The organism is bacterium, from assembly GCA_009926305.1.
Taxonomy (GTDB): domain Bacteria; phylum Bdellovibrionota_C; class UBA2361; order UBA2361; family RFPC01; genus RFPC01.
The window spans coordinates 1-2126 of the sequence record RFPC01000172.1 but is presented as its reverse complement, the minus strand read 5'-3'; the positions used below and the strand labels follow the sequence as shown (position 1 = coordinate 2126).

The 2126-nt window shown below is 42.9% G+C and carries 5 protein-coding genes; all 5 read right to left on the bottom strand.

Annotated elements, in window-relative coordinates:
- A partial coding sequence (locus EBR25_13355; protein ID NBW41968.1) for a hypothetical protein occupies window positions 1-375 on the bottom strand: 375 nt, incomplete at its 3' end.
- Window positions 376-400: 25 nt separating this feature from the next.
- Window positions 401-727 carry a hypothetical protein gene (locus tag EBR25_13350; GenBank protein ID NBW41967.1) on the bottom strand — a complete coding sequence of 109 codons (327 nt, stop codon included), beginning with the start codon at window positions 725-727 and terminating at the stop codon, window positions 401-403.
- A 100-nt stretch (window positions 728-827) separates the two neighbouring features.
- Window positions 828-1244: a hypothetical protein gene (locus tag EBR25_13345; GenBank protein ID NBW41966.1), complete on the bottom strand. Its 417-nt coding sequence runs from the start codon at window positions 1242-1244 to the stop codon at window positions 828-830.
- Window positions 1245-1260: 16 nt separating this feature from the next.
- Entirely contained in the window at window positions 1261-1638 is a 378-nt protein-coding gene (locus EBR25_13340) for a hypothetical protein (protein ID NBW41965.1), read from the bottom strand.
- Between the two features lie 35 nt (window positions 1639-1673).
- Entirely contained in the window at window positions 1674-2087 is a 414-nt protein-coding gene (locus EBR25_13335) for a hypothetical protein (GenBank protein ID NBW41964.1), read from the bottom strand.
- Window positions 2088-2126 lie beyond the last annotated feature (39 nt).

The window sequence follows — 2126 nt, the reverse complement described above, 5'->3', positions numbered from 1 at the left end:
AAACGCCTCACTACGAAGCTCAGACATCTGCATTGCATCGATATCAGACTCAGTAGAAGGAGTGCCTCGCCGAGGAAGATCAACCCATACGCAAGACTTTCCTGACAGAGACCACCACTGATTGACATCTTCCCAATCCTCAGGTGAAAGACGACTACTAAGCATCATAACACGAGCTCCGGAAAGATCTGCACCTTGTGATCGAAGCCACGCCATCTGTCTCTTTGCCCTAAGCTGAGCATCAACACCTGGCCCGCTCCAACCAAGATCCTTCTCGTCCTCACGTGTATAACGATAACGCTGACGAACAGTACCACCCTTAATGTTCGAAACGACAAGATAAGTGCGAAACTCTGTATTATTTGAACGAGACATAATTTTCTCCAATCATTTCTAGCGGTTAAAAATTATTAGCGTAATTCTCATCAGGCCAAATAGAATAAGCACAGTAACCATTCTCCCACCACTCAGCCTCGTTATCCCAAGACTCAGCAGGCAGATTATCATTAATGTCATAGACACGAGCTTCAACAAGATCTACACCTTGCTCTCGAAGCCACTCCACCTGAAGCTTCTTTCTCTCCTCCCAGTCGATACCGTTTGGTCCCTCCCAACAAAGACGCTCAGCATCCTCTTTTGTGTAACGATAGCGCTGAAGAACTTTTCTGTCATCCAGCCCAGTCACAACAAGATACATACGAAACTCTGTATTATTTGAACGAGACATAACTTGCTCCAATCATTTTATAAATTAAAAGATTTTTTTATTGGTCTTAATTAACATAGAGATTATACTACAAATATATCTTCATTACAATTAAAAGTTCCTATCTCACAGAATCACTGCGATTACCAGTAAGATTTGCAACGCTAACATGATATCTACGCTCTGGCTCTGGATCGAAACTCTCACCTGTCAGAGAATTCATGATCGTCTTAACAAACTCACACATCTCTTCTTGATTCTCTAACCAAAGAACCCATGACTTACGGCCAAGTTCTTCATCTACTCTAACTTCTACACCATCAGCAAAGACGATTTCAGGAGCTGAAAGATCATCCAAGCAGCTATTTTTTAGAATCGTCTTGTATGGCTTAAGAAAAGACTGGTGAATCAACGTCACGTGCAGATACTTGTTCTTCAAACGAACCGCTTCAGGGGGAAGCTCCAGCTGCTCAATGAAAGAAATCTGCTCGTCACTTAACTTAATCTTTAGAACACCATCAAAAACTACACTAGACATGTCAAACTCCTACGCTCTAATAGATCTTCTTTGTCCCTAAGAAAGTTCCAATAGAAACATGATGAGTTAATTCACCACTCTTGCTTTTAAAGATTTGCTTACTCTTACTATCTGGATAAACTTCTTTATCATCAACCCAAATTGTTGCAAGCCAAATCTTTACTGCACCATTCGCATAAAACCCAGCATGCCTAGCATCTGATGCATCTTCAAGCGTTGTCAAATTATTATAATCTAGATTTGCTGTAGTAACAATTTCAGCACGATAATTTGTATTCGCAAATCTTTTACTAAACTCTTCTTGCGCCATCCCGATCAAAACTAACTGCCTAGGTGTAAGCTTGTCTTCAAGAATGACACTCTTTACCGATGTTGCAAGCTTCAACTTATTCATAACAAACTCCAGTCATTTCCAGCAGTTAAAAGTTATTAACAGAACTCGTTCCAAGCGTCCATCCCACCCCGAGCAAACGCCTCCGACGCAAGCTCCATCCTCTGCATCTCATCCACATCCCTCTCAGTAGAAGGACGACCCTGTCGCTTAGGAAGATCAGACCATACAGCGTAGTAACCCTTCTTCCACCACTTCGTCTCATCCTCCCAAGCCTCATGAGGCAGACGATCAGCGAAGTCATAAACCCGAGCTCCAACAAGATCTGCTCCCTGCGCCCGAAGCCATGCCATCTTTGCCTCTGTACGAACTCCACGATCTACCTGCGGAACATCCCAACCAAGACGCTCAACGTCCTCCTTGGTGAAACGATAACGCCCGCGAATCTTACCATCACTGAGATTGGTGACCACGAAATACTGACGAAACTCGGTACCATCTACACAAGACATAATCCACTCCAATCATTTGAGCAGTTAAAAGAAATTTTT

Bases quoted from the DNA above. Each gene is read 5' to 3' on its own strand.
- EBR25_13350 (NBW41967.1), bottom strand. From the start codon at position 727: ATGTCTCGTTCAAATAATACAGAGTTTCGTATGTATCTTGTTGTGACT.
- EBR25_13335 (NBW41964.1), bottom strand. From the start codon at position 2,087: ATGTCTTGTGTAGATGGTACCGAGTTTCGTCAGTATTTCGTGGTCACC.
- EBR25_13340 (NBW41965.1), bottom strand. From the start codon at position 1,638: ATGAATAAGTTGAAGCTTGCAACATCGGTAAAGAGTGTCATTCTTGAA.
- EBR25_13345 (NBW41966.1), bottom strand. From the start codon at position 1,244: ATGTCTAGTGTAGTTTTTGATGGTGTTCTAAAGATTAAGTTAAGTGAC.